Raw genomic sequence first — 23892 nt, 5'->3', positions numbered from 1 at the left:
CATTTTTATATAACAGAGCTCTTTGCCCCTTTTATCATTAAAAGCTTTACGTGATAGTTCATTAAATATTCTATACCTTCCAACCATTTTTTCGCTTCTTCTGGCGTTTTCCCCCACACGATCATTCCGTAATTATGAACAAGAACTACTCCTCCGCCTTCAATAAAATTTGGAACATTACTTTCTAATAAATCAGCGAATTTCTTTTCATCTTCTACAATCGGAATTGTCATTTCTGTAATACCTTCTTTTCCAAAAACACGTTCCACACTGCGTTTTTCGAATGTTACTTCTCCTTCTTTCCCATATAGCTCTGACATTAAATGACTATCTACAGTTTGCACTTGTAAAATACATTCTGCACTACTTTTTTTATAAATATCCGCATGCATAAATGACTCTGTAGCTGGTTTTTCTTCGTTTTCAAATACTGGCTCACACATGCAATTTACGACAATAAAATCTTCTTCAGAAAATACCCCTTTATCTCTTCCCTCTACATTCACTAAAAATGTTAATGGCTCTTTTGACGTACACAGCGATAAACTAATTTTTGTACCATAAAACCAATCGCGAAGTGCCAATTCTGCTTTCACATCTTTTAATTCGTTCCATTTCTTCAGAAAAAATAACATTTCGTCACCCCCGGCGTAATATTAATATAATGTTCAAATCCTTTCTATGTAAAAGGAATATTTTTTGATTATTCTAAAAATTTAATTGAATTATCACACGAGAATACCTTTTTGTCAATACGGTTTCAGCACCTATCGGAAAAATAGGCATATCACATATAAGCACTCCTGTCTATTTCGCACCTGATTTTGTACATATAAAAAATACGTTATTCTTCTTATTAAAAAATAACGTATTTTTCTCATTTATTATTTAATTATTGCGTTATACAAAAATTGTGCGTATTGTTCACGTGTTACGAAATCATCACCTGAAAAATCACCTTTTCCGTCACCTTTTGATACTTTATTATCCACTAAAGCTTTCACATATCCTTCCGCCCAATGACCAGATGGCACATCTTTAAAGATCTCTACACTATTTTCATTTTCCTTTAACTGGAATACTCTTTGTAATACCACTGACATTTCATAACGAGTTAATACTCCATCTGGACGGAACTTATCATTACCGTATCCTGTCATAATTCCAGCTTGTACCACTGCATCAATAGCCTTTTCATACATATTTCCTTTCGTATCTGTAAACATCGTTTTTTGTTCTAAATCAGTGTCTAATTTTAAATACCTTTGTATTAGAAGTGCTACTTGCCCGCGAGTAATGTTGTCACCAAATCCAAATTGCCCATTTCCATAGCCTATAAATAACTTTTCTTTCGCTAAATAGTTAATTGCTTCTTCTGACCAATGACCCTTTGGCACATCTTTAAATTCAATTACTTCTTCCGCTACTTTTTCATTTACAACATTTTGAATAACAGACCCTGTGAAGAAGATTCCTGTATCCGCAAATGGATCTTTCACACCAAATTCATATACTTTCTCACCTGGTGTACTCCACTTAACTACATCGTTACTATACGTACCACCTTCACTCTTCAAACGAATTTTTGTAGAGATTTTACCATCTTTTTCGTATACAGGTACTTTCACTTCTTTATTTACTTCTGTTTCCTCTAAAAATACTTTTTGATTTTGAACATTGATGTAAGCCGTTTTACTTAGTTCTACAACTGGTCGAACATCACGGATTTCATTTGCAACAAAACTTAGAAATACTAACTTTTTCAAATTGCTAACTGGTGTTAAGTCTGAAATGTAATTTGCTTCCAAATCAAGTTTTTGTAAGTTTACTAGACTTGATAATGGAGTAATATCCTTTAACTCATTGTTAGGTAAGTTTAAAACTTTCAACTGTGTCATCTTACTTAGAGGAGTAACATCTTTTATTTCATTTTTCCCAATCCATAACTCTTGTAATTGATTCAATTGATCAATTCCTGATAAATCTTTAACTTTATTACGCGTTAATACTAAATCTTTTAACGGTAACGTATACAGCGGTGTAATATCTTCAATTTGATTTCCTGCTAAAGATAAGTATGTTACATTTTTCAACTTACTTAACGGAGCAACGTTTGAAATTTTATTGTTTGCCACATTCAAGTAATCTAATTGTTCCATTTTCGCTAATGGTGCTACATCCTCAATTTGATTTCCTGCTAAATATAAACTTGTTACATTTTTCATTTCCGTTAGTGGTGCAACGTTCGTAATTTTATTATTACTTAAATCAAGAGATTCTAAATTATCCATCTTAACAAGTGGTGTTACATCTACAATTTCATTAGCGCGTAAAGCCAAATGTTTCAATTGCTTTAAGTTCGTAAAGAACGACGGATCTTTTATCTTCGCATTCGCAACTGTTAAAGATTTTAAATTTGGCATATATTTTAATGCACTATAATCAAGAATCTCATTCGTATTTAAAAACAAATCATTTACTTGTAATAACTCTTCTTTCGTAATTGGTGTATTTAAATCTTTTCTATTAAATACTTTTTTATTAACAAGTTCTCGTAGTTTCTTATCTGTTATCATGTTTTGACTATCAACTGGAGTATCCGTTTCCGTATTGCCTGAATTAGAATCATCATCTGGTTTCCCTGTTTCTTTCTCGCCTAAAGTCGGATCTTTAATTTCAAATTGAACTTGATATTTATGATCATATCCAATAGCCGGAATAAGTATATGCATTTGCATATTATGCTTCTTCTCAAATTCACCAATTTCAAATTGAACTACTTTCGTCCCATTTTTTCTCTTATCTTCTGACAAAACTTTCACATCATGAAATACACCCGGCTGGTTTCTATCTTCTATTCTAAGGTATTGAAAATAATCGCTATCTTGTACAGTTACAGTAACAATTTTTTTCCCGTCTTCAATCGCTACTTTAGGATTTTTTATGTATTGAGAAACCATAGATGGCTCGTCTTTTTGATCCTTATAAATTTTAATCTCAGTATCATACGTACGATCACTCGCTGCTGCTACCGACTGATTTGCTTCAATTTTTATTGCTGCTAATGCTGGAGTAGAATACGCAGCAAATGGAATTGCTAATGTTGTTGCTACTACTAGCGCCTTAATATAATTTTTTTTCAAAATAATATCCCCTTGTCTTATATAATTTTTAGTAATTGATAACTTTTATCAATTACCTACAAATAAATGATAATGAATCTCATTATCGTTGTCAACGAGAATATTACATTAAAATTATATTTCCGACGATAAAAAATAAAAAAACCCTTTATTCAAAGGGCTTTTTTACCTATTGTATGAAGAATTTCACTTTTTTCCTTCTCATTAATAACACCGATCTTCTGCAAAATATTCGTGTAAACTACAAGCTTATTATATATTCGTTCCGACATTCCTGTCCCCTCTTTCCTTCAGCCAACTTTTTTTCTATTGGTAAATTATATGAAGGAAGCGAGAAAATGTGTCCACTTTTTGCACGAATGCAAATCTTTTCTCTCACTATTCGAGAGCATATCAAAATTTTTGTTAAGTAAGCCCCACTATCCATAAAAGCTTGAGTGGCTAGTCCTTGCTAATAATTAACGAAAGATGAAACCTCCCGCCGCTTACTAGCAAACTGTCCATTGAATATTATGCTTTTTAACTTCTTCTTCAAAACTATATGGCATTTTCTTATCACAAATAACATGTTGAATACGAGAAAATCCTGATATTCGGTAGTTCCCTTTTACGCCTATCTTTGTATGATCGCATAAAATATACGTTTTCTCCGATAATTTAATCATCGCTTCTGACAGTTTCGCTTTTTCTAATTCAAAGCTGGAAACCCCAAAGCTAGGTAACAATCCATCAATCGAAACGAATGCTTTATGAAAATGGAATTGATGAATCACTTGCTGCGAAATAGACCCCGACACACGTGAATGTTTTGGAGATACTTTCCCGCCTATAAATAAAACTTCACCGTGAAACATCTTTTTATTAATAGAAGATATTAATTGTGTCGCTACTGGAAAAGAGCTCGTAACAATCGTTAAATTTTTACGATGAACAAGATATGGCACCATTTGAAGTGGTGTACTTCCATCATCAATCGCAATAACATCCCCATCTTCCACAAACGTTGCTGCTTTATACCCAATTCTTTTCTTCTCTTCTATATGCAGCATCTCTCGTTCTAACATCGGTGCCTCTATCCCAGCTCCCGGAAGTTGAACAGCTCCACCATACACTTTCTTCAATTTTTTTTCACGATCTAATTCTTCTAAATACCGACGAATCGTCTCTGTTGATACTGCGAACTCTCTCGCTAATTCTGAAACTTTTACTTTCCCTTTAAACTCTACCTTCTCAAGAATTGTCCTCTTTCTCTCTTCACCTACTACAGACATAGCCTCACCCCATTTATATCTACCTCATAAACTGCCTTACTTATACAAAGTTATAATTTTCTTTTTCAGTGAAAATTTCTTCATGAATATAAATACCACGCTTTTCCAATTCATCAAAAATAATTTGTGGATTTTCAAAAGCTTCTTCAGGAGTAATAACACCGACTTTATTAACTACTCCTTTTGCAATTAACTCTGTAGCAACTCCAAATGGGATACCAACATTTCTTGTATAGGCTCTTAATTTCTCCCAACCTACTACAGAACCGTCAGATAGCGGATGTGTATGGTATAATACATGTCGCTGTTTTTGATTATTTTTCATACCTACTACTTCTACATGAAGTGCATAACCATAAAGCTCTGTTGCTTGCCCTTCTTTCGATTGTAATAGATACTTCGAAATACAATCCATAATACCAATTTCTTTACCGTTTATTTCAATTTGATCATTACGCAATATACCATAATCATATAAAGCACGAACGAGCTGCATATTTTGCTCTGGCCAAGTACCTCTCGTTTCTATCAGCCCAACACCTTTATCCTCCAGTGCCTTCGCTAACGTAATCGTTTCTGAGTGCGGGATGATATACTGCATTGTTTTTCCGTAAGGCGCTGGTAATTCAATTTCTCTCGGGCGCGCAAACGGAGGTACTTGCTTAAATTCACCATCTTCATACACTGTACGCGACGGTAAATGTGGATCATATTCATATGTCGTTGTTTCTGTAATTGATGCAGAAAAAGCAATTGGACGATATGAGCCATGACTTACTCTAACTGACTCTACAGTATCTAGCTGATTTGCTGCATACATAGCCATCATTTGCGTTACACCTGGCGTCATACCAAACCCAGGTAAACATGCTTTTCCGTTTTGAACAAATATAGAATGGGATTTATTTTCTTCACCAAATCCATTCAAGTTCACACCGTGACAGCCGGCATCTGCAATACAGCGAGTAGACAAGCCATTTAACTTTATCGTCGTGCCATCCATTACAATGTCATAGCCCTTCATTTTTGCGACCGTATCCTCATGATTTGTCACATCGACTTTTACAAAATCAACACGAGGATCATTTAACCACTCTACTACTTTTCGGCCTTCCTCTTCATTAAAATCGGCTACCGTAATCGTCTCAAAAGATGAAAATTGAACTAAATCTAAAATTGCTTCACGACAAATTTTACCTGCTCCACCTAAGCAAAATACTTTCACCCTATAACAACCCCTTTAGCAATACTATCAACTAAGCGATTAATATCTTCTTCATGTACATCACCGATATTTCCAATGCGGAACGTATCTACTTTCGAAATTTTACCTGGATAAATAACAAATCCATACTGCTTTAATTCGTTATATAGCTGCTTAAATTCAAATCCTGCTTCTGGATAAATGAAAGATGTAATAATAGGAGATTGATATTTTTCATCTACTAATGACTTAAAGCCTATTTCTTTCATTTTGTTCACTAATAGTTTTTGATTGTTATAATATCGATTGTAACGGGCTCTTACCCCGCCTTCTTCTTCTAATTCAAGCAATGCCTGATAGAAGGCACGTACAATATGGGTTGGTGAGGTAAAGCGCCATTTCCCATTTTGCTCTTCCATCGTTTCCCACTGATCATATAAATCTAATGATAAAGAACGGGCTTGCCCTTTGCATTTCAATAATTCATCACGATTTGCGATGACAAAACCGAATCCGGGAACACCTTGAATACATTTATTCGCACTACTAATTAGAAAGTCAATTTGCAACTCAGCGATATCTATTTCAATACCACCGAAACTACTCATCGCATCAACCAGTGTAACTTTTCCGTATTGTTTTCCTAATTCACATACATCTACAATTGGATTAATAATACCTGTCGTTGTTTCACAATGAACAACTGCTATATGCGTAATCTTTTTATCTTGTTGCAATAACTGTTCTACTTCTGCAATATTAGTAGGCTCCCACTCTTCTGTTTGACTGACCACCACATCTATATGTAACATCTCTGCCATTTGTACAATCCGCTTACCGTACGCACCATTTGTACAAACTAGCAGCTTTCCGTTTCTAGGAATAACAGAACCAATTACTGCTTCAACCGAAAACGTACCGCTTCCCTGCATTAAAACTGTTGTGTACTTTTCTTCTTCCTTTGTCGCTAACGATACAAGCCTATTTCTTACATCTTGCACCATCGTGTTATATTCAACATCCCACGTACACCAATCGTATAACATAACTTCTTTTACAGTTTTTGTTGTCGTTAATGGTCCTGGCGTTAATAATAAATAGTGATTTTCATTCATGACCCTATGCCTCCTTTATGAAATAATAAGTTCTTGTTTCTCGATATGTTCAATTACGTTTTCGAGCTCCTGCATCGTTTCAATTGTAAAATGAGCCCCATTTTCAACGAAACGATTACGAACTACTTCTATTTTTTCACGAAGCTCTAACGGATCCATATTCTCAACTTCCTCTTCCGTTAAACCGAGCTCACTACTACCGAGGATTACACCAACTGTCCACATTCCAGCATTTCTGCCCTCTTTCATATCTGATACGGTGTCTCCAACTTTTATCATATGATTCATTGGATATACACCTAATTCCATCGCATTTTTATAGCACATCCACGGATACGGACGGCCTGCTGGAACATCATTTGGTGTCACAAGAAAATCAGGTTTATACCCTTGTATCTCTGCTTCTTTTGCAACAATGTCCATCATTTCTCTCGTATAGCCAGTTGTTGAGCCAACTTTAATGCCTCTTTTACGTAATGAAGTAATTACTTCTCTTATCCCATCAATTGGCGTGGCATAGTTTGGCAAAATAGCAAAGAGAATTTCTTCAAATTCTTTATACATCTCATGAATGTCTGCTTCTGTTGGTAATTGTCCGAAAACACGCTTCCACTCATTCGCAATACGAGGCATTTCTGTTAGTTCCCTTACATGATCTATTTTTAATAATCCCATTGGCTTACGTGCTTCTTCTGCTGTAATTTCAACACCACGTTTATGAAAAATTTTCATGAATACTTCCAGTGGTGCAAAACATCCGTAATCAACTGTTGTACCTGCCCAATCAAAAATAACTGCTTCAATTTTCATTCTATCCATCACCCTTCTTACTTATCTTTTTTGCCATTGTGAAGTTCGGTTACGAAGTGCTTTCGTTCCCCATTCATATACAACTCTCACTACAATATTTGTAACAACAATAAGTACACTCATTGCAGCTGCTGGTGCTACATTTCCTGCATCATCCATATTTACAATTGATACAGCAGCTAGTTTAAAATCAGCCGCGTATAAGAACACTACTGCCGATACAGTTACCATTGAATTTACGAAATAGTACATAACCATTTCTAAAATAGCTGGTAAGCACATCGGTACTGTTACTCGAAAGAAAGTTTTATAGAATGGTACACTCATCGACTGTGAAACAAGTTCAAACTCTCGGTCCAGTTTCTTTAAAGCAGTCGTTGCGGTAACAAACGTTACAGAGTAAAAATGAATGATATTTACTAATACTAAAACAGCAATTGTGCCATATAAGGAATGAAACGGATTTGTTACTGAAAGTCCTAGAATTTGAATTGTTGGTTGACTGAAGAAAAAGACATATCCTAATCCAAGTACTAATCCAGGAATCGCTAACGGTACAATAGAAAAAAAGTAACCTACTTTTCTGAAAAAATGTAGCTGTTCTATTTTTTCAATCGCATAAGCGAACACAAATGTTAAAATCGCCCCGATAACTGCCGTAACGGCTGAGACAATTACACTATTTTTAAATGCTTCAAGTCCGTCTCCTGTCAAACTTGAAAAATTAAAATGCTCAAGTGTAAAACTCATATTGTAGGGCCACACTTTCACACTTGCAGCAATACCAACTGCCACAAATAAAAGAATGATCATAAATGTGACTACGCTACAATATACGAATGAAATAACATCTCTTTTCTTATTATTTATTATTCTATAAGGTACTGCTTTTGAGGATAAGAGATTCGCCTGTTTTCTTTGCGTAATACGATCAACTGCAAATGCGAAAATAGCTGGGATTAATAAAATCATTCCGACAGTTGCGCCCATGGACATATTTTGCTGTCCAATTACTTGCTTATATACGTCAGTAGCAAGTACGTTATATTGTCCTCCAACAATTTTAGGTGCCCCAAAATCAGTGAAACTAAGTGTAAATACAACGAACATCGCACTAATTAATCCGTATTTCACACTAGGTAAAGTAACCGTAAAAAACTGTTTCACTTTACTTGCACCTAACATATTAGAAGCTTCATATAAACGATAATCAGAACCTTGAAGAGCAATTAATAAAATAAGGAATGCTTGCGGAAATGTATACATAACTTCAGCCATTACAATTCCTACTGGTCCGTATAACGGTATTTGTATTCCTTCAAATAAACCAAACACCCCTTTTGTTATTAACCCTTGATTACCAAATAAATATGTAAGCGCAATACCGTGCATCATCGTCGGTGCGAATAATGGTAATAATGCTATGTATTGAAATACGCGCTTTCCAAAAACATTTGTACGAGCGATCGCATATGCGTAAGCGAAAGCGAGTGTAACCGAAATAATTGTTGTAGCGCCCGAAATCCATATCGTATTTTGTAGTGATTGAACTAGCGTTGGTGTTGTGAAATATTTACTGAAATTCGCAACACCAACAAAAGCTCCATCTTTATCATAAAAGGCTTGTGTAAACAGTTGTAATAAAGGCAATACAAGCATGATTAAAAATGAAAGAAGCATACCAATAATTAATAGTCTTTGTATCCACTCTTCTTTACCGATACGTCTCTTAATCTTTTTTTTTGTACTTTCTGCCTTAAAGTTTTCTAACATCTCCATCTATACAATGACCTTCTTTCCATATGACAACATATGATTTTCTGAGAAAGAGATTTGAATTGGCTTTCCTTTTCTAATAGCAGTTTCCTCTACTTCTGATGCCAATATATCCACTACAATTTTCTCGTTATAAAGGTGTGTTCTCTCTTCTATGACCCGCACTTCCGTCCGGTATACAGACCCGCGAAATTCCATGCTTTCTACAACTGTTTTAATACCATTATTTTGTACAATAGTTACATGTTCAGGACGAATTGCATGTTCTTCGTTATTTTTCGAAAAGAAATTAATAGAACCAATAAAATCTGCCACAAACGGATTGGCTGGTCTTTGATAAATCTCCTCTGGTGTTCCAATCTGCATAATTTCCGCATGATTCATTACAACAATTTTATCAGCCATCGTTAATGCCTCTTCTTGATCATGCGTTACCATAATAGTTGTTACTCCCACTTTTTCTTGCAAATCACGCATTTCTCTACGCAACTTTTCACGCACTTTTGCATCTAAAGCAGATAACGGCTCATCAAGTAACAAAATATCGGGAGACAGAGCGAGCGCACGTGCAAGTGCTACTCGCTGCTGTTGTCCACCGGACATTTGAGCAGGATATTTATCTTTTACATTCATCAAATCAACAAGTTCTAACGCCGATAGCGCTTTCTCTTTTACTTCTGCTTTTCCATATTTTTTTGTCTTTAAGCCGTATTCAATGTTTTCAAGTGCAGTTAAATTCGGAAATAATGCATACGATTGAAAAACCATTCCGAAGTTCCTCTTTCCAGGTGGTAATGCTGTAATATCATTTCCATTCACAGCAATACTACCTGTTGTTGCCTCTTCCAGTCCTGCTAAAATTCTGAGCAACGTCGTTTTCCCACAACCACTTGGGCCTAATAAACAAACAAACTCATTTTTTTTCACAGTAAAAGAAATATCTTTTAACGCTGTAAATGCATCAAACTGTTTTTGAATGTGTTGAATTGATAAATATTCGCTCATTTTTCTCTCTCCCACTCACTTACTTTTTCGGTTCTGCTTTTTGGCCAAACTCTTTTTCCCATTTTTCTAAAATTTTGTCGCGATTTTCTGCTGCCCATTTAAAGTCATTCTTTTTATATAACTTTTCTGTCACATCTTTAGGGAACCCATCTGGAAGTTTATAATCATTTTTAATTGTCGCAAATCCATTTTTCTCAAAGTATAACTTCATTACATCATCTGTAATTGCCCAATCTAAAAATGCTTGTGCTAATTTATCATTTTTTGCATTATCTTTTTTAATAAGTGCGTTCGCTTCTACTTCCCAACCTAATCCTTCTTTCGGCAGTACAACTTCAACTGGTGCACCTTTTTGTTTCTCTTTCAAAGCACTATAAACCATTGATACACCAACTGGATATTCACCTGCCCCTGCTAATTTCGCTGGTTTTGAACCTGAATGCGTATAAGTTGCCATATTATCATGAAGTTTCTTCATATAATCCCAGCCCTTATCTTCTCCCATAATTTGTAGCCATGCAGAAACTGTTAAAAATCCTGTTCCAGAAGAAGCTGGATGCGGCATAACTAGCGTTCCTTTATATTCTGGTTTCGTTAAATCTTCATATGATTCTGGCATCGGTAAATTTTTCTTCTTTAATTCTTCTTTATTTACAGCAATCCCCGTCATAAATGCCGTATTACCTACCCATTTTTCTGGTTGCTTATCATCTTTAAATTGCGGAAGAACACGATCTGCTCCTTTTGGAGAGTATCCTTTTAACATATCTTTTTTATCTAAAGCTAATAGACTAGACGCTGCAGTTCCCCATACAACATCTGCTTGTGTATTTTTTCCTTCAGCTAGCAATTTCGCTGTAATAACTCCAGTTGAATCACGAACAATGTTCAACTTCACGTCTGGGTACTTCTGTTTAAAAGAATCAAGATAAATCGGTACAAGCTCTTCTTCAATCGCTGTGTAAATAGTTAATGATCCAGATAATTTATCATCTTTCACTTTTGCTCCAGCACTTTCTTCTTTCTTTGCACCACACCCCATTAATAACGAAAATACCATTCCAGTTGCTACAGCTTTAAAGATTGTTTTTTTCACTGTCTCTCTCTCCTTTTACAAATCTTATGTACAACTCAAATATAAACAACTAGTGTAAAAGCAGTATTAAACCAACATTAATCTTTTGTTTGTTGTTTGTTTTTGTGTAATACGTTGCTACTTCTATGTTTTTTCGCATTTTTCTGCTAATATCCAACGTGAAATTTACAAATAATTAAAAAAACCTTTATAATCCCACAAAAAAATGAGGCGTTTGTAAAAAACGCCTCATTTTTGTTTACCTTTTTTTGAATTACGATTTGCGTACTTCGCACTATTTTCTCCTTCATACTCTAATGCAAATTCTGCATCTGGTAAGCTTTCTTTCGGAGTTTTATTATTATTAATTGCTGCATTTTGTTTTACTTTTCTTTTTACCACCATACTCACCTGCTCTCACTAAATAACTTTCTATTCTAGTTTGAAACAACTTACAGTAATTATTACTGGGAAGTGTTAACAAGTACATAAGAGCTTATATATGGAAATACTACATACGAACAAGCCATTATAAAAAGGAGCGATGACTTTGAAGGAGAAAGAAACGATCCAATCGCCAATTTTAGACGAGACGCTCCCTCATCAAATGAACTTTCCCTCTTTTAAAGGAACAGGAAAACCAATGCAACAACCTTTTATTAATCAATACGATGTTGTAATTGGAGACAGTAAATACAATTCCACTAACAGTCCTCTTAATAACTGGAGTGATGAGGTAGACCCTGCCATTATGGCTGGAGAAGAATGGATCCATCCTACAAATGATATTGGGTGGATTTCAGAAGAAAATCAAGAACTACTAAAAAACGAAGTTGACAACAAAAATGATGCTTTTATGCACCCTCAATTTGGAATTAACGATTAAAAAAACCATTCTACCTAACGTAGGTAGAATGGTTTCATACTATCCAATAATAATTCTCTCTTTCGGATATTTATAGCGAGGTGGTTGTTCTCTTCCACCACTAGCTAATATAAATGTTAAAATACCGACGCGTCCGATAAACATAAGTACAATGAGTACAAGTTTACCAACAGTTGTTAACTCTGGAGTAATACCTGTTGATAGTCCAGTCGTCCCGAAAGCAGAACAAACTTCAACTATCAAACTCATAAGTGGTACATTTTCCGTAATGGATAAAATAAATAGCGCCGAGGCACATAATAAAATCCCCATTGTCATAACGACAGATGCTTTCAACACATCCTCTTCATGTAGCTGACGTTTGAAAACTCGGACTGTTCTCCCACCCCTTGCAAATGTATATAGCGATAATATACTAACAGCAAATGTTGTTGTACGTATCCCGCCCCCAACTGAACTTGGAGATGCTCCAATGAACATTAATATACTCATAAATAACAGTGTTGGTTGTGATAATTCACGTATATCCATTGTAGCGAGTCCACCACTTCGCGTCGTCACAGATTGGAATAGTGTATAAAATACAGTTTCATGCCATGACTTTCCTACTAAAAAATGATTTCGTTCTAATAGAAAAATCATAATTGTTCCGACAATAACGAGTGCAAAAAATGTCATTGTCGTCAATTTTGTAAATAATGAAAAGCGAAATAGTTGTTGTCGCCTTTTACTAAGGAATTGCTTTACTTCCATTAGCACTGGGAAACCGATAGCCCCTAAAATAATAAGCAACATATGAATCATTTGAACAATATAATCTTTTTTGTACGGAATAAGTGATTGTCCTGTTAAATCAAATCCTCCGTTCGTTGTTGCACTCACAGCGGCAAAGAAACCGTGAAAATAAGCTTCTTGCCAAGTCGGGAAATATAGTAAAAATCTTGTACCTAATAGTATTGCTCCAATGAGTTCTATCGAAATAATTACAATTAAAATAGAACGCATCAATTCTACAAGGCCCGATAAATTTCCTTGGTTATGATCTGCCATAATTAACCTTCTTCGCTGCAAACCAATCTTTTTACCCGTTATAATCCAAACGAATGTACCAAGTGCCATAATTCCTAATCCGCCTAATTGTAAAATCAGGGCTAAAACAATAATTCCTGCTGTTGTAAACGTATCTGAAATAGTCACAACAGACAGTCCTGTAACGCTTACAGCACTAACAGATGTAAACAGCGCATCTATAAATGTCCATTTCACGCCAGGCTTCGTAACAAATGGTAAACTAAGTAAAATTACTGATACAACTACCGCTAGTAAATAAAATACAACGATAAGTTGCACGGGACGTAACTTTTGTAAAAACTTTTTTATATCTCTCATTCCATCACTTCGCTACCTTTTTTCTATCGATTAAATAAAGAAAAATCATCACTTTCTTCATTTGTAAATAACTGCTGAAATAATTTCGCAAATACCATTCCATATACAGTTCCATTTCCCCCATACGGCAGTGCGTAATATAAATTATGTATGTTTTTATCTTCTTTTAAAATAGGAAGACCGTCATGACTGCCACCAAATGCTGCTGCCCAATAGTACTCTGCCTGTATATTTTTATACTGCGGGAACATTTCTTTTACAATGTTAATAAGGAGATTACGCTTATGCAATAATTTCGTATCGCCGATTTTTTGAATTTTCAGCGCCTCATCTAATCCGCCTACAATAATGCGGTTTTGATACGTTCGACAATACAAATACGGACGTGCTGTTTCCCAAATTAATGATTGCTCATGCCAGCCTTCAAAATGATCTATCTTATTTGTCACAACGGCATAAGACGTTTCTACTGTTGTATTTTTTTCTTTCTTTCCAAAAATTGCTTCATAACCTGTCGCCATAATAACATTCTTTGCTACGATTTTATTTCCTGTATTCGTGTAACAAATTAAATCATTTTGGATTTGTTTAATATGTAATGCCTCTGTATGTTCATATATAGTAGCGCCCATTTGTTTCGCTTTATGCAAAAGACTATGCGCTAATAAATACGGATTCACTTCTGCATCACCGCTTGTATATAACGCTGCTTGTTTTGCAAATGAATAACGTTTCTTAATATCAGACTCTGTAAAATATTCAACCGGAAATCCATAATGGCGTAACGTATTATATTCTTCTTGTAAAAATGAAATATCCTCATCTCTACTTGCATAATACAAACTATTTCGCGGAATAAAATGGGGATCAATATCGAGAGTTCGCACAACCTTCTCCATTGTTTGCAGCGCTTCATAACAAAGTCTATATGCTCGTACCCCTTTCTCTTCACCAAATGTATGAATAAGAGAGGTTAACGATTTATCATTAACATATTGTAATAATCCTGTATTTGCAGCTGTGCTACCACATGCAATTGCTCTTTTTTCAATGAGCATAACACGCATTCCAATTTTAGCTAATGAATACGCTATATGAGCACCTGCTTCTCCACTTCCAATTACTAGCACATCACATATCATATCATTTTCTAATGTTGGATAACAAGGTACAGAAACTCCAGCACTCCAAAACAACTTACCAGTCATAAGCTTCATAATTATACTCCTACAATGTATTTTTCTCCTTCCTATGTTTCGTCATTTCCCATAAAAAAATCCAACTAACATACGCTAGTTGGATTTCTTCTCTTTAATTAGAACGCTCTTCAAGCCAATTCCCAACCGTCGGATATGTTTGCTTTACAGCCGTTCCACCATACACGATAGACATATGTCCTGTCGGCAAACATACATACTCTTTATCTGTGCTAGAAATATGATCAAGTAAAGCTTCTACTTGACATGGCAGAGCAATGTGATCACGTTTCGCAGAAATATTTAAGACATTCGCCTTAATATTTGCAAGGTCTACCTTTTGTCCGCGAATAACGAGTTCACCCTTCACTAATTTATTATTTTGATAAAAATCACGAATCCATTGTCTATAAGATTCACCTGGGAACGGAATACCATCGCCTACCCACTTTTGAACTAATTTCCAACTTTCGACGAAGCGCTCATTTTCTGAACGATCGACTAAAGCAACATATGGGCCGACAAAGTTTGTAATTGGTTTTAACATCTTATTTCCGAAATCAATCATTTCTGGCGGAATATTTCCGAATGTATCGACCGCTTTATCTAAATTGAAATATTTCTCATCTAATAAAGGACCGTATAATCCTGTTTCAGAGAAATCAAAAGGACTTGTCATAAAAATCAAGTTACGAATTGGCATGTCCGGATGAAGCGCTGCATAAATAGATGTTAACGTTCCACCCATGCAATAACCAAGTAAAGAAATCTCGTCCGATTTTGCAGTTCTCATTACCTTTTTCACTGCTTTTGCAATATAATCGAACACGAAATCATCAAATTTCAAATGACTATCTTCTAAACCAAATGTGCCCCAATCAAGCATATACACATCAAAACCACGATCTACTAAATATTCCACTAAACTATTACCTGGAGTTAAATCCATAATATACGGTTTATTAATAAGAGCGTATATTAATAAGATTGGAACTCTCTGTGTTTTTTCTTGTTTTGGAATGTAACGATAAAGCTTCGTTTTATTCTTCGTCCAAATAACCTCTTTCGGCGTTAAACCAACTTGTGGTTCTGGTTCGCGTAATAAAACTTCGCTCGCTCTTTTCACACGGCGATATGCTTTACGATATTCTTCTGGGTACAACTCCAATTGCTTTTCCCATTCCGTTACGAATGTAGTCATTTTTTCTATCTCCTTTTTGGTCAATTTCTTTCTAAAAAAAGAAGTGCATTCCTGCTATGGATATGCACTTTTTTTCTTACTTCATTACATGTATAATCCGCCGTTAATGTTTAATTGCTGACCTGTGATATACGCACCGTCACGGCATAGATATACTACACCTTTTGCAATTTCATCAGCTTGACCAAAACGTTTTTTCGGGATTTTCGCAACGATTTTTTGACGCACTTCTTCTGGTACTTCTGCTACCATTTCAGTATCAATAAATCCTGGGCAAATTGCGTTTACAGTTACATTTGTTCTTGCAAGTTCTAACGCTAATGATTTTGTAAATCCTAACATACCTGCTTTTGCTGCTGAGTAGTTTGTTTGTCCAAATCCACCTGCTTGGCCAATAATAGACGAAATACTAATGATTCTACCTTCTTCTGCTTCCGATATGTATGGAAGTACAGCGCTTGTCGTATTAAATACACTGCTTAAGTTCACGTCAATTACGCGCTCCCAATCTTCACGATTTAACTTTTTGAATGTACGATCTCTTGTAATACCAGCATTATTAACAAGGATATCAACTTTACCAAAATGATTCACAGCTTCTTCTACAAGTCTGTTTGCATCTTCTACTTTAGAAACATCCGCTTGAACTGCATAAACATCATGTCCTTCTTTTCCTAATTCATTTACTAAGTTTTCAGCTGCTTCTTTACTGCTGTTATAGTTAATAACTACTTTTGCTCCCTCTTCTGCTAATGCTACTGTAATTGCTTTTCCAATTCCTTTTGCCCCACCTGTTACGATTGCTACTTTGCCATTTAATTGAACCATTTCTTTTCCCCCTTAAATGAATTTGTGAATGATTGTTATGAATCATTTTGGTACTCATACTAATTGAGTCCATATATTAATTATGTTTCGTTGTTTATACATGAAAAGAGATTCTCCCTCTCTCTTTTACACGTTATAAACAAACGTGATTATCATTTTTTATTTTCTGGCTTATTTACAGGCTTTACTTCTTCTTTTACAGGTACTTGTAGTTTAGCTAGTACTGCATTTTGCTTTTCTAGCAATTCTAAAATTTGATCAACTTTCGTTTCCAACGTGCGCATATCTTGTTTTACTTTCGTAACATCACGCTTTAATGTAGGAGCTTGTCCTAATGAATCCACTTTCTCTTCTAGAATTTCCTCGATGTTATCAACTTTATTTTCTAAGTTAATAACAAGCGTAGCTACTCTAGCGATATCCTCTCTCGTCGGCACATTCACCTGTTCTAAATAATTTTTTGTCGTATCATTTAATGCTTTTTGATAAAACAAATTCAAATCTAGAACGCTGCCCATCCAAGCAGAATATTCTTCTGTTTTAATTGTTTCATTGAGCGCTTTTCCCCAAAATGTTTCGGTTTGTTCATAAGCATTTTTCCATGCTTGCAATGGATCGAATTTTTGATCAATCACTTCGACTACACTCCCTTTTTCGTTTTTGAAACAATTCAACCTATTCACTATTTTCTAATATTCTGAATAGAAATTCAAGTATATATTTTATTTTTCTTTATTTTCCAACAAATGTATTGACATTAAAAACAGATAGGTGTAAATTGCACTTATAAGCAAAAAATTCCATCTAACTGATTCATGAGGTGATGCACAATCATGCTACATAATGAACCAGAACACCCAGAAAGTTTGGAAAAAAACCAAGCGAAACAACCAAACTCCATGCCAAAAAACTTCTTAGTTCCTTTCTTACTTCTCTGTCTAAAAGACTGGAGTCTTCATGGTTACAAACTTATTCAAATGCTAATGGACATCGGCTTTTCTTCTGTTGACCAAGGTAATGTGTATAGGACACTACGCAAATTAGAAAAAGAAAATCTTATTTCTTCTACTTGGGATACAAGCGAAGGCGGGCCAGCGAAACGAATTTATTCTTTAACAGAATATGGAGAGCAATATTTAACAACATGTGCGACTTCTTTTGAACATTATCAAAATATGTTGCGGACGTTTTTCACGTTATACACCAATGCATTCTTTCCATTTTCTACTTCTCCAGAAAAGGATGAAAAGGATTCTTCATCTTCACCTGGTGGTACAGCAGAGTAATCTGCGTTCATAATATTCAAAAAAACATTTGGAGGTCACACAATGGAAACTAAGCCATACGAATTAGTCGATGCATTTTGGAAAAACTGGTCTCAATCTCTTTCCCTCTTCTCTTCAGCTGGGAAACAATTAGAGCAACTTACTTTAGAAACGTTAAAACAACAACAAGACGCTTTGCATAAATTAACATCAGGAGTAAATGAACTAGAAAAAGAACTACACCAATTCACTGCTCAGTTCAATAACCAATATACAGACTATGTGAAGCAATTAACTGGAAACTCCTTAAATGATCAAATTAACGAGTGGCAAGAAAAGTGGAATGAGCTTTCTAATCAAATGCACCAACTTACTGTTTCGCCTACGAAAACATCTTTGTCTATTCTTACTCAAACTAGCGGCCAATTTGAAGAAACAACAAAACACTTTATCGAACAACAACAGTCGCAGCGTGAAGAGGTTCAAAAACAGTTAGAAGTTTTTTTGGGAGAGTTCAAGTCCAAACAACTAGAACTCGCAAAGCAGTTCGAGGAAAACTCAAAAAATCTATTTACTTCCATCAAGTAAGAAAAATGTGGCAACTAACTGCAGCACAAACAAAACTCTTTCTTCCTCCTACTACATCAAGATGGCTTACATTTTTCGATATGGAAAAGAAGGAGGACAAAATGAATCCATTTCAAGAAGCACAAACTGTTCCAGAGCTTCGTTACGATGAGATTCAAGTCGGTGATCAAGCATCACTTACAAAAAAAATTACGGATGAGGACGTTATCAATTTTGCAAAATTGACTGGAGATGTAAATCCTATTCACATTCTAGACTCTTTTGCAAAAACGACAATGTTCAAAGAACGTATTGCCCATGGCATGCTCGTTTCAAGTTTTATTTCTACCATTCTTGGAACGAAACTCCCTGGCAAAAATACGATTTATTTATCACAAAACGTTTCATTCCGTGCTCCTGTCAAAATCGGTGATACACTTCGCGTTGTGGCAGAAGTTATTAAAAAGCGGGACGATAAAAAAATCATCACATTGCAAACAAACATATATAATCAATCTGATGATATTGTCGTAGAAGGTACAGCGACAATACTGAAAAAAGAGTAGCAAATTTGCTACTCTTTTTTCTATCCAAGAACTTCTAATCACACCGTTTACTTCCGTGTATGAGTACGTCGTTTACACATAAAATAACATTACCAGATAGCACTTAGCTAAACTGGATTACTCTTTAAGGATGTGTATCAACATGGTGAAAACAAACAAATTACTAGTTCCGGGTGCAGAGCAAGCACTTGAACAATTCAAATATGAAATCGCACAAGAATTCGGTGTAAGCTTAGGATCTAATACAGCTTCTCGTTCTAACGGATCAGTTGGCGGTGAAGTAACGAAACGTCTTGTTGCTTTAGCTCAACAACAATTACGCGGATAACTATATAACCTATGGCTTAGAGGCAGATATTCTCTGCCTCTTTCTTTTTTAACATACATAATAGTGCTTCTTCACATACTAGTAAGAGCAAATCGAAAGGAACGATATGTGAAATGAAACGGATTAACATTAGCATGAGTCCTCCCCGTGTTCTTACTGTATCTTTTATTATGCTATCGATTATCGGTACATGCCTATTGAAATTGCCAATTGCTACAACAACGTCTATTTCATGGCTCGATGCCTTATTTACAACGGTTTCTGCTTGTACGGTTACAGGGCTTGGTGTTGTGGACACTGGTAAAGTATTTACCTTATTTGGCCAATGTGTCATTTTAACACTTATACAAGTTGGCGGGCTTGGCATTATGAGCTTTGCTGTTTTAATCGCAATTATGCTCGGCAGAAAAATCGGCCTTCAAAACCGGATTTTATTACAACAAGCATTAAACCAAACAAATGTCGGCGGAATCATTCGTCTTGCAAAAGCATTATTTTTATTTTCTTTTACTGTAGAATGTATCGCTACTTTATTTCTCTCCTTTGAATGGGTACCAAAATACGGGATTGCCAAAGGGATATATTACAGCTTTTTTCATTCTATCTCAGCCTTTAACAATGCTGGGTTTTCTGTGTGGAGCGATAATTTAATGTCACACTCCCATAGCATTCTCGTCAATCTCGTTATTACTTCCCTCATTATTTTAGGTGGGATTGGTTTTACAGTTATCGTAGATGTAAAAAGAAAGAAAAACTTTAAAAACCTTACTTTGCACTCAAAGCTTATGCTCTCTTCTACTCTTATCGTCAATATTATTGCTACAGTTTTCATTTTTATATTCGAGTTTCATAATTCAATTTCCATGAGAGGTTTTACACCATTTGAAGAAGGTATGGCTGCTTATTTTCAAGCGATTTCAACGCGTACTGCCGGGTTTAATACTGTTGATATCTCTGCATTATCAAAACCTTCTCTTTTATTAATGATGCTTCTTATGTTTATTGGTGCTGGCAGTGCTTCTACTGGTGGCGGGATTAAGTTAACAACTTTTTTAATTATGTTTTTCGGCGTATTTAAATTTTTGCAAGAACAAGATGATATTGTCGTGTTTAAAAAATCCATTAAAGATGCGCTCATTGTCAAATCATTAACGATTACTATTATTTCAATTTCGTTTATTTTTCTTTCTATTTTAATTTTAAGCATCACTGAGAAAGTTCCTTTATTAATGAGTGCTTTTGAAGTATTTTCAGCATTTGGAACTGTCGGCCTTAGCATGAATTTGACGCCACACTTAACAATCATCGGCAAAACAATTATTATCTTTATGATGTTTTTTGGAAAGATGGGGCCTTTAACATTAGCCTTTTCATTTGCACGTAAAAAACAAAGAAAAATAAAATATCCCAACGAAGATATTTTAACAGGTTGACAACCGTATAAATTATCCATATAATGAGAATACAATAGCATATCTCCAAAGGGGAGTAGCGTCCAAGAACTATTTCTTGGAAACAAAGTCGTCATTACGTAGAACTTAGTTCTTCCGGCTTTGTTGGCATTTTCATTACATATGTCTAGCAAGACCTTTGCCTATCAACGGCAGAGGTCTTTTTTGTTTTCAAATTCCTTCCACCGTTGATACGCAGGAGTATGGGGAAACTAAACAGTGGGGAACTTCTTCACTTGTTTAGTCTTTATAGAAATGAGAGGAGAATGTACATGGATGTATCATTATTATTGGAGTATGGTTGGGTATTACTCATCCTAATTGCACTAGAGGGGATTTTAGCGGCTGATAACGCTCTCGTTCTCGCAATCATGGTAAAACATTTACCAGAAGAAAAACGAAAGAAAGCACTATTTTATGGATTAGCAGGAGCGTTCGTTTTCCGCTTCGGATCACTATTTATGATTTCGTTCCTAGTAGATGTATGGCAAGTGCAAGCAATTGGTGCGATTTATCTTATGTTTATCGCGGGGAATCACTTATTTAAAACGTATGTTAAAAAGAATTCACATGAAGAAACAGAAGAAAAAGAAGCAAAGAAAAAACAAGAGAACTTTTGGTGGACTGTATTTAAAGTCGAAGTTGCTGATATCGCCTTCGCTGTTGATTCAATTTTAGCTGCTGTTGCATTAGCAGTGACTTTACCGAAAACAGGATTAGGTACGATTGGTAGTCTTGATACAGGTCAATTTATCGTTATCTTTACAGGTGGACTTATCGGATTAGTTATAATGCGATTTGCAGCAACTGCTTTCGTACAAATATTAAAACGTAAACCAGGACTTGAAACTGCAGCATTCTTAATTGTAGGTTGGGTTGGTGTGAAATTAGCGATTTATACGCTAGCACACCCTGCTTTAGGTGTCCTTCCGCATTCATTCCCAGAATCTACTCCGTGGAAGCTTACATTCTGGATTGTATTAATTGGAATCGCAGTTGGCGGTTGGTTCTTCTCGAAAGAAGTAGAAGTAAAAGTAGAAAAGAATTTAGACGAAAAAGCGCTGTAATTACAGCGCTTTTTCTTTTTCCCTCGTTTCAATCCCTCTCTATTTTTAGAAAAAATTCCATTATACTACCTTTTGTAAACGCTTCCTTTCCAGATGTATGTCCTTTTTGTGAAACATTGAACAAACTTATTGAAAATGAGAACAAATCCATGTACTTTATTCATATAAGGAGTATTTATAGACGATGTACTAAAGGAGCGTATTACTCATGCTAGAACAAGGATTAGATTACGTTGTAAAACTGGCTAAGAGCAAAAAGCAAATGCTAGATACAAATCCAATGCAATATTTCATTCGCGCTGCACTTGCTGGCATTTATATCGGTTTTATTATTGTACTATGTTTTAAATTAGGTAACTTTTTTCATGTTGTTGATTCACCAGCAACATATTTAGCTTCCTCCATGTTTTTCGGAATTGCTCTGATACTTATTATATATGGCGGTGCTGAATTATTTACTGGCAATACAATGTACTTCACAGTGGCAACTTTAAGAAAAGAAACAACTATTTCTGATACACTTCGCAACTGGGTTGCTTGTTATGCAGGTAACTTAGCTGGCGCTTTATTCTTTGCCTTACTATTTTACGCAACTGGCATTTTCGGAGCAATCGATCACGGTCATTTAATGAATACAGTCGTTGAAGGAAAAATGAACACACCTACAATGCAATTATTCTTTAAAGCGATTTTATGCAACTGGCTCGTATGTCTTGCCTGCTTCTTACCTTCTCAAGTAAAAGGTGATACAGCAAAAATATTGATGATAATGATGCTCGTTTTCACATTCTTCTTATCTGGCTATGAGCATAGCATTGCAAACTTATCATTGTTTGCCTTATCTTTAGTTTCACCACATCCTGATACAATTACTTTCGCTGGGGCTATTCATAACTTAATTCCAGTTACAATCGGTAACATTATTGGCGGATCGGTATTTGTCGGTATGGTATATCATTACTTAACAAAGAAAGCACCTGTTGCTAAACAAGAAGAAACTGAATTAGTAGCAGCTCAAACAGAGGAAATTATTCCTTTACAAGCACATATGAAACACTAAAAACCCCAAAGTATCACTTATCAAGACTTAAATTATAAAAATCTCTAAAAATAAAGGAAAGCACATATTATACATGACTAATATATGCTCTCCTTTTATTCCATTAAAGCGCCCGATTGTCGAAAATCACCAGAACTTTATTAGCTAGTTAGTTGAAGAAGAATTTGTTCCACAACCCTTAAGTTATTATAATACAAAAAAATAAAATTCTCCTCCTGCAATTCCTTCAAATCGGTCAATCTCCACGTCTTTTGAATTCCCTGAAAGTTGCTAAATTTAAGCCGAATAACTACACCATCTCTAGCAAAATAATTAACATATTCTATGCAAGAAAGTTTAGGTAGCTAATAGCATATGTTTTATTGAAAGGGTGTGATTGAATTATGGATCGGCCGAACTGGGGAATTGGAGGATTAGTATTCGTTGGCTGCATGTTTCTTGGTGGAGGAGTGGGATCTATGTTAGGAAATACCCAAACTGGATGGCTAATAGGAATGGGTGCTGGATTTCTTGGGATGGCTTTAACGAGACTGATTAGAAAGTAATATAACATGGGTTATTCTTCCAGTAAATAAGACGATATGCATTTAAGTAATTACTTACATACGCGCTCTATAAGATGTAGTAATCGTACTTATACAAAGCCACTCTCTAACAGAAAGTGATTCTTTTTATTTTCGGCTCTTTTA

At 35.3% G+C, this 23892-nt stretch carries 24 protein-coding genes and 1 riboswitch; of the genes, 9 read left to right on the top strand and 15 right to left on the bottom strand.

Going from position 1 to position 23892, the window contains the following annotated elements:
* Nucleotides 1-5: 5 nt before the first annotated feature.
* The 10 genes from NSQ47_RS01550 to NSQ47_RS01505 form a co-directional block, all read right to left on the bottom strand.
* Nucleotides 6-635 carry a class II aldolase/adducin family protein gene (locus NSQ47_RS01550; protein ID WP_341035924.1) on the bottom strand — a complete coding sequence of 210 codons (630 nt, stop codon included), beginning with the start codon at nucleotides 633-635 and terminating at the stop codon, nucleotides 6-8.
* 249 nt (nucleotides 636-884) lie between these two features.
* Nucleotides 885-3143, bottom strand: a complete 2259-nt coding sequence (locus tag NSQ47_RS01545) for an NEAT domain-containing leucine-rich repeat protein (protein WP_341035923.1) — start codon at nucleotides 3141-3143, stop codon at nucleotides 885-887.
* A 488-nt stretch (nucleotides 3144-3631) separates the two neighbouring features.
* Nucleotides 3632-4414, bottom strand: a complete 783-nt coding sequence (locus NSQ47_RS01540; RefSeq protein ID WP_002201247.1) for a DeoR/GlpR family DNA-binding transcription regulator — start codon at nucleotides 4412-4414, stop codon at nucleotides 3632-3634.
* Nucleotides 4415-4454: 40 nt separating this feature from the next.
* Nucleotides 4455-5639: a saccharopine dehydrogenase family protein gene (locus tag NSQ47_RS01535; protein WP_341035921.1), complete on the bottom strand. Its 1185-nt coding sequence runs from the start codon at nucleotides 5637-5639 to the stop codon at nucleotides 4455-4457.
* Nucleotides 5636-6733, bottom strand: coding sequence for a 2-aminoethylphosphonate--pyruvate transaminase (phnW, locus tag NSQ47_RS01530; protein ID WP_002201249.1), 1098 nt, complete (start codon nucleotides 6731-6733; stop codon nucleotides 5636-5638). Before phnW ends, NSQ47_RS01535 begins: the two co-directional genes overlap by 4 nt.
* Before the next feature lie 15 nt (nucleotides 6734-6748).
* Entirely contained in the window at nucleotides 6749-7543 is a 795-nt protein-coding gene (phnX, locus tag NSQ47_RS01525; protein ID WP_070138972.1) for a phosphonoacetaldehyde hydrolase, read from the bottom strand.
* A gap of 21 nt (nucleotides 7544-7564) precedes the next feature.
* On the bottom strand, nucleotides 7565-9322 hold the full coding sequence (locus tag NSQ47_RS01520; RefSeq protein WP_341035920.1) for a putative 2-aminoethylphosphonate ABC transporter permease subunit: 1758 nt from the start codon (nucleotides 9320-9322) through the stop codon (nucleotides 7565-7567).
* Complete coding sequence (locus NSQ47_RS01515) at nucleotides 9323-10324, bottom strand: putative 2-aminoethylphosphonate ABC transporter ATP-binding protein (RefSeq protein ID WP_002202702.1); 1002 nt, start codon at nucleotides 10322-10324, stop codon at nucleotides 9323-9325.
* Nucleotides 10325-10343: 19 nt separating this feature from the next.
* Complete coding sequence (locus tag NSQ47_RS01510) at nucleotides 10344-11420, bottom strand: putative 2-aminoethylphosphonate ABC transporter substrate-binding protein (protein ID WP_002201253.1); 1077 nt, start codon at nucleotides 11418-11420, stop codon at nucleotides 10344-10346.
* A gap of 228 nt (nucleotides 11421-11648) precedes the next feature.
* Nucleotides 11649-11804, bottom strand: a complete 156-nt coding sequence (locus NSQ47_RS01505; RefSeq protein ID WP_002158744.1) for a hypothetical protein — start codon at nucleotides 11802-11804, stop codon at nucleotides 11649-11651.
* Between the two features lie 145 nt (nucleotides 11805-11949).
* Here NSQ47_RS01505 and NSQ47_RS01500 point away from each other — a divergent pair, with 145 nt between their 5' ends.
* Nucleotides 11950-12285, top strand: coding sequence for a DUF3905 domain-containing protein (locus tag NSQ47_RS01500; RefSeq protein WP_002201254.1), 336 nt, complete (start codon nucleotides 11950-11952; stop codon nucleotides 12283-12285).
* A gap of 39 nt (nucleotides 12286-12324) precedes the next feature.
* On the opposite strand, the gene NSQ47_RS01495 is transcribed toward NSQ47_RS01500, so the two are convergent.
* The 5 genes from NSQ47_RS01495 to phaR form a co-directional block, all read right to left on the bottom strand.
* Complete coding sequence (locus tag NSQ47_RS01495; RefSeq protein ID WP_002158746.1) at nucleotides 12325-13674, bottom strand: TrkH family potassium uptake protein; 1350 nt, start codon at nucleotides 13672-13674, stop codon at nucleotides 12325-12327.
* Nucleotides 13675-13697: 23 nt separating this feature from the next.
* Complete coding sequence (locus NSQ47_RS01490; protein ID WP_341035919.1) at nucleotides 13698-14891, bottom strand: NAD(P)/FAD-dependent oxidoreductase; 1194 nt, start codon at nucleotides 14889-14891, stop codon at nucleotides 13698-13700.
* Between the two features lie 94 nt (nucleotides 14892-14985).
* Complete coding sequence (gene phaC, locus NSQ47_RS01485; RefSeq protein ID WP_002011573.1) at nucleotides 14986-16071, bottom strand: class III poly(R)-hydroxyalkanoic acid synthase subunit PhaC; 1086 nt, start codon at nucleotides 16069-16071, stop codon at nucleotides 14986-14988.
* An 84-nt stretch (nucleotides 16072-16155) separates the two neighbouring features.
* Nucleotides 16156-16899 (bottom strand): acetoacetyl-CoA reductase, encoded by a 744-nt coding sequence (locus tag NSQ47_RS01480; RefSeq protein ID WP_000250406.1) that lies wholly within the window; start codon nucleotides 16897-16899, stop codon nucleotides 16156-16158.
* Between the two features lie 152 nt (nucleotides 16900-17051).
* Nucleotides 17052-17534 (bottom strand): polyhydroxyalkanoic acid synthase subunit PhaR, encoded by a 483-nt coding sequence (gene phaR / locus NSQ47_RS01475; protein WP_000566956.1) that lies wholly within the window; start codon nucleotides 17532-17534, stop codon nucleotides 17052-17054.
* 198 nt (nucleotides 17535-17732) lie between these two features.
* Here phaR and phaQ point away from each other — a divergent pair, with 198 nt between their 5' ends.
* The 8 genes from phaQ to NSQ47_RS01435 all read left to right on the top strand — a co-directional run bounded on the left by phaQ (nucleotide 17733) and on the right by NSQ47_RS01435 (nucleotide 23748).
* A complete protein-coding gene (phaQ, locus tag NSQ47_RS01470) occupies nucleotides 17733-18185 on the top strand; it encodes a poly-beta-hydroxybutyrate-responsive repressor (RefSeq protein WP_000903018.1) in 453 nt (150 codons plus the stop codon).
* Between the two features lie 42 nt (nucleotides 18186-18227).
* A complete protein-coding gene (phaP, locus tag NSQ47_RS01465; RefSeq protein ID WP_002158750.1) occupies nucleotides 18228-18752 on the top strand; it encodes a polyhydroxyalkanoic acid inclusion protein PhaP in 525 nt (174 codons plus the stop codon).
* 101 nt (nucleotides 18753-18853) lie between these two features.
* A complete protein-coding gene (locus tag NSQ47_RS01460; RefSeq protein WP_001067911.1) occupies nucleotides 18854-19297 on the top strand; it encodes a MaoC family dehydratase in 444 nt (147 codons plus the stop codon).
* Between the two features lie 142 nt (nucleotides 19298-19439).
* Nucleotides 19440-19625, top strand: a complete 186-nt coding sequence (locus NSQ47_RS01455) for an alpha/beta-type small acid-soluble spore protein (protein ID WP_000241212.1) — start codon at nucleotides 19440-19442, stop codon at nucleotides 19623-19625.
* Nucleotides 19626-19738: 113 nt separating this feature from the next.
* A complete protein-coding gene (locus tag NSQ47_RS01450) occupies nucleotides 19739-21058 on the top strand; it encodes a TrkH family potassium uptake protein (RefSeq protein WP_341035918.1) in 1320 nt (439 codons plus the stop codon).
* A gap of 38 nt (nucleotides 21059-21096) precedes the next feature.
* Nucleotides 21097-21269: riboswitch (yybP-ykoY riboswitch) on the top strand.
* 79 nt (nucleotides 21270-21348) lie between these two features.
* On the top strand, nucleotides 21349-22143 hold the full coding sequence (locus NSQ47_RS01445) for a TerC family protein (RefSeq protein WP_002158752.1): 795 nt from the start codon (nucleotides 21349-21351) through the stop codon (nucleotides 22141-22143).
* A 208-nt stretch (nucleotides 22144-22351) separates the two neighbouring features.
* A complete protein-coding gene (locus NSQ47_RS01440; RefSeq protein WP_002158753.1) occupies nucleotides 22352-23203 on the top strand; it encodes a formate/nitrite transporter family protein in 852 nt (283 codons plus the stop codon).
* Between the two features lie 383 nt (nucleotides 23204-23586).
* Nucleotides 23587-23748 (top strand): hypothetical protein, encoded by a 162-nt coding sequence (locus NSQ47_RS01435; protein ID WP_016100337.1) that lies wholly within the window; start codon nucleotides 23587-23589, stop codon nucleotides 23746-23748.
* The last annotated feature ends 144 nt before the right edge of the window (nucleotides 23749-23892 follow it).

Origin of the sequence: Bacillus sp. FSL R10-2780, from assembly GCF_038006125.1 — a bacterium.
GTDB classification, from domain to species: domain Bacteria; phylum Bacillota; class Bacilli; order Bacillales; family Bacillaceae_G; genus Bacillus_A; species Bacillus_A cereus_U.
The sequence above is the reverse complement of the archived record's forward strand: the minus strand, read 5'-3'. Positions and strand labels throughout refer to the sequence as shown.